This is a genomic window from Alcanivorax sp. (genome assembly GCF_014762765.1).
In the GTDB taxonomy this organism is placed as follows: domain Bacteria; phylum Pseudomonadota; class Gammaproteobacteria; order Pseudomonadales; family Alcanivoracaceae; genus Alcanivorax.
In genome coordinates, this window is record NZ_JABURH010000049.1 from 1 (window position 1) to 5,002 (window position 5,002).

General features: G+C 61.1%; 3 protein-coding genes. All 3 read left to right on the plus strand.

Annotated elements, in window-relative coordinates:
* The coding region (locus HUJ17_RS01540) for an Ig-like domain-containing protein (protein WP_290509048.1) at positions 1–2,159 on the plus strand (2,159 nt) is incomplete at its 5' end.
* Positions 2,160–2,502: 343 nt separating this feature from the next.
* Positions 2,503–3,861: an outer membrane protein transport protein gene (locus HUJ17_RS01545; protein ID WP_290509049.1), complete on the plus strand. Its 1,359-nt coding sequence runs from the start codon at positions 2,503–2,505 to the stop codon at positions 3,859–3,861.
* A gap of 14 nt (positions 3,862–3,875) precedes the next feature.
* Positions 3,876–5,002 (plus strand): Ig-like domain-containing protein (locus HUJ17_RS01550; protein WP_290509050.1); only part of this gene is annotated, 1,127 nt, incomplete at its 3' end.

Below are 5,002 nucleotides of genomic sequence, written 5' to 3' on the forward strand. Positions count from 1 at the left end.
TGGGCTTTGATTCCGGGGAAGTGACGGTACAGATCATTTCCGATGCTACCGGTTACCTGTTTCCCAATCCCAATGCGGAAAGCGATGACGCACCCAAGCAGCTGCGGCTGATGATGGACGTGGCGACCTCCACGTCCGATGCCCGCGCCAATGGCGCCTTTACCCAGAACCTGATGCATCTGGAGCTGGTGGGCACCGGCCTGATTGAAGATGGCCAGCTCAACACCGATGCCATCACCGTGGTAGAGCCACGCGTGTTGGGTGTGGAAAACAGCTACGGTGTTCTCAGTTTCCGCATGGAGTCTTATCTGGATCAGGAAAATGCGCCGGTCCAGCCGATCGATTCCGTGAACCCCTTTGTGCCGGTGCTCGATGGTGACAATGGTCAGGAGTTGTCCTGGCAGCCGGGCAATGTGGCCGACCGCATGGAGCCCGGTGAGCCCATCGTGGTTCACTTCAATGAAGCGCTGGAGCCGCAAAGCATCAACGCAGGCACGTCGCTGATGCTGACCAAGGGCGGTGTGGCCGAGCCCTTCAGCTGGGAGCTCAATGGTAATGCCCTGGTAATCACCCCGGACAGCCCAGTGGAATACGGCGTGGAATATGTGGTGACCACCACGCCGGAAATCACCGATCTGGCCGGCAACCCGTTGCAAATGCTCGACTCGCTGGAAGGGGACAATTCCCTGGACTTCACCCTGCCGGAATACGTGGTCGATGATGGTGGCGAAGATGTCCGTCGCGGCCCCTTTGCGTCCACGGTCTATCCGGGCTTCCCCTGCGCCAGCAGCGCTGCCAGCCAGGCAGAAATTGATGCCGGCACCCAGGGTGTATGCCTGTCTTTCAGTCCGGAAGCGGATCAGGTGGTGATTGATGAGCTGCCCATCGTCGGGTTGCCCGCCAACCGGTCGATCAAGGTGCGTTTTTCCCAGAACATGGATCCGGCCACCCTGGTGCTGGGCGATACCGTGCTGGTCCAGCAAGATGACAACGGTACCTGGGTGGACGTGAGTGGTGAGCTCACCGTGGAAGCACGTGGCTTCACCTTTACTCCGAACCAGCCCTGGGATGACACCGGCGCCACCCTCTATCGCTACGTGATGGTGGGTAACGGTGGTGCCACCGGCTGTGCCGGTATCTGCTCCGCCGATGGTCTGCCACTGCAAACGGCACCCCTGCTCGGCGGTGGTTTGAAAGAGGGTGGCCCGGACATGGAAATTCTGTTCCGAGGTGAAGCCGCTGTGGATACCGTCTTACAGGAGCTGGCCAACCTGCCCAGCGCCGATGTGAATAACAACTTCCAGATCGACACCGGGGAGTCGGTAATTACCGGCGATACCCTGGATCCGGCGGACACGCCTGCCAATGCTACCTTCATTGTGCCCCGTGGCACCGGTGGCGAAGGCCTGGTGTCCTATGCCAACACCGGTTGTGGTTTCGACAACGTGGCCGACGGCACGCCCACCCAGTGTGACAGCGACAAGATCATGTACGTGACCGGCTTGCTGAACACCGAGATTCTGGATTTCGATGCCGAGAATCAGGGCGTACCGGTGGTGATCTATCCCACCACCGTGGCGCTGACCAATCTGGATGCCACTGCCGTCATCGGTCTAAAACTGACCGATGACGGGTTGTTGGGCTCGATTCCGGTGATTGGTGATATCGCACAGGACGTGGTTGATGCCCTGTTGGGTGCGACCGGTCTGACTGAGCTGATTGAAGCCACCAATCTGGACAACATCGGCCTGGCACCGATCCCCACTGCCACCGGTCCCAACATCTTGCGCGTGCGCTACGAGCCGGCGGATCCCAATGATCCCAACAGCCCGCGTACCGTGCCGCCGGTGGGCTTTATCGTGGATACCCCGGACGGCCCGGTGTTCCGCATCCAGTTCGACCTGCTGTTCGATGCCCCGGCACTTAGCCTGCCGCTGGGTCTGGAGCACAACGTGAAGAGCCTGCCCATCGATAACGTACAGCTGGAAGGTCCGCTGGACTTCCTGCCCGATGGTCGTCTGTTTATTGGTCTGCAAAGCCAGGAGGCGCTGAATGTGGATCTGGAAATCACCCTGGCCGGCTTCGATGGCGGCAAGGTGCTGCTGCAGATTCCGCCGGGTGGCATCAACCTGAGCTACCAGAGTGCGTCCATTCAGTGATCGCTCTGCAAGCGTTCCTGGCAACGTGAAAAACGCCCCGGCTTGTCCGGGGCGTTTTTTTTGTAGTCCCTGAAGCCGATCCCTCGAGCCGTTGGTACCTTGCTGGCAAGGCGAAGTCGGACCCGGAGCGGCGCGGTACCGAACTTTCTGGGACATTCGTGCCTGACGCAACGCTACTTTTCACTGCCAATTGCATCACTTTTTCCAACAATTTTACGAATATGTGTCGCGAATGACGCGGATTACCGCTTTCTTCCTATGTGAATGACTGTGTACTCCTGACTAGGGTGTCATCCCCCTGTCGCCACCCCCGCGACACAGAAAAAGAAATCAGGAGTGCACAATGTCTGTTTCATTCAAGGGACGCGCTGCCGCCGTTGCCGGTGGTTTGCTGGTGAATTCTATTGCCCTGGGCAGTATGGGTAACATCGGTACCACCTACGGCGTGCTGCCATTTGATCTGGCCACGGCCCAGGCCCTGAGCCTGTTCAACAGCCAGACCTCTGCCACCTATTACAACCCGGCCTATCTGGCCAAGGACCCGCGCGGCGAACTCACCGCCGGTTTCATGCATGCCGAGCATGAGCTGCGTGCCAACAGCCTGGGCGGCGCCGATGCGCCGGTGCGCAAGGGTGATGTGATTCAGGATTCCCCCTCCCAGCATGTGCTGATCGGCATGAAGACCGACCTCACCTCGCTGACCAAATACGACCACCCCCTCTACCTGGGTCTGATGCTGGGGGTGGAAAAATACGGCGAGGAAATGCTCGCGTTCGAGTCCCAGACTTCCCAACAAGGGCAGTATTTTGAATACGGCCGTGAGCCGCTGTTTCTGAACCTGGGTGGTGCCACCCAGCTGTGGCGAGGTATCGACGTGGGTGCCACCGCGCGCATCACCCTGCACGCGTCAGCGGATCTGGCCGCCACCACCGACCTGGCCGGCAACACCCGTTACGAAAAGCTGGAAGTGTCTGCCAAGCCCTCCATCCGCCCAATCTTCGGCATCAACATGGACTGGGGCGACACCTTCTGCGCCGAGGGTGATGACTGCTGGTTCAACGGCCTGGAAACCGCGCTGGCCTATCGCGGCTATTCCAATACCAAAACCGAAGTGAACGCCAATGCGGTGATCCCCGGTGTCATTTCCAGCCCGGGTCTGATGCTGGCCATCAACACCCTGGATTCCTACCAGCCCAACATCCTCAGCGGTGGCCTGCATTACCAGTCCGGTCGCTGGCGCACCGGGATCAGCGTAGAGTGGCAGGAGTGGTCGGCGCTGGAAGAGGAATTCGAGCGCGACACCATCAAGGACCAGACCGTGAATGGCGATGTGGGCCAGCTGCGTTTCAAGGATGTGGTGATCCCGCGAGTCGGTGCCCAGTACCGTTTCAACGACACCTTTACCTTCAATGGCGGCCTGGCCTTCAGCGAATCACCGCTGGATTCCGACGCCTCCGTGGATGTGAACTCCCTGGATGCCGACAAGTGGATCGTCGGCCTGGGCGTGGCCGCCGAGTTCAAGGAGCCCTGGTTGCTGGCCTACCCGGTGCGCCTGGATTTCGGCTACCAGTACCAGAAGCTGGAAGCCCGGGAGTTCGACATCTACGACACCCAGTCCGCCGTCTATCCGCAGCCCAGCGAACGGCTGGAAGCGGAAGGTGACGTCCACGTGTTCAGCGGTTCCCTGACCCTGAAATTCTGATTGCGGAGGCAAGTATGATGATGCGAATACTTTCACTGGTTGTCACCGCGTCACTGTTGGTCGCCTGCGGCGGTGGTAGTGAGCAGACGGTGGACTTCAGTGCCCGCAAGAAGGGGCAGGTCTATTACAGCTACCCGGCGGATGAGCAGGCCGGGGTGTCGGTGCATGCACCGGTGGTGGTGCAGTTTTCCGAACCGCCGGCGCTGGCTGACGCGGACGTGACCCTGATCGGGCCGGATGGCCCGGTAAGTGTGGTGCTGTCCCGGGCCGACCAGGACCGCTCCCTGGTGGTGACTCCCCAGGTGCCTCTGGCGTTCAACAGCGAGTACCGGCTGCAACTGGATGGCATGACCCTGGCAGGTTTCAGCGGTGGCGAGCTGGCCTTCACCACCGGCAGTGCCGGCAAGGGCCCGGCCAGCGAGCAGCAGCAGGCGGACACCTTTACCGTCAGCCGTTTTTCGCCGTCCGGTGACGACACGCGCCCGTTGATGGATTTCTCCACCCTGCACCTGCAGTTCAGCCAGCCGCTGGATGTGGGCACGGTGGACTATGGCACCACCGTGAGGCTGGAAGATGGCAGCGGTACTCTGGTTGAGGCCAGCGCCCTGGCCGGTGGCAACCGTCTCAGCGTGGATCCGGCTGGGGACCTGCAGCCGGGCCAGAGCTATACCCTGGTCCTTGATGGTGCCCTGAGCAGCCGCTTCGGCACCGCCCTCAGCGGCGACACCGAGTTCGCCGTGAATCCGCAGGACTCCCAACCCCGTGAAACCCTGGCACTGGAAGCCATGGCCGCCGACCCGGTAAAAGGCTGTAATGAGGGGGGCGTGACACTGTCCCCGCTGACCGGCGCGCCGATCAACTGTGTACCGCTGATTGCCCGTTTGCTGGGCAACACCACGGTGTCGAAACTGTCCGGGGATCTGTTTGCCGACCTGGCCTTTATCCCCAACTACCCGGAGGCGTCACCGCTGCGGATTCGCAAGGGCGCCCTGCTGAAAGGGGCGCCGCTGGAGGTGTTGATTGGTGGCCAGTTGCCCGCCGGCTTTGATTCCGGCGAGGTGACGGTGAGCTTCCTGTCCGATGCCACCGGCTACCTGCTGCCGGCCCCCTACAGTGCCCGCCCGGAAGCCCCGCGTCGCAT

What these genes read in the sequence shown, in the direction of transcription:
- HUJ17_RS01545 (WP_290509049.1), top strand. Translation starts at nt 2,503, where the DNA reads ATGTCTGTTTCATTCAAGGGACGCGCTGCCGCCGTTGCCGGTGGTTTG.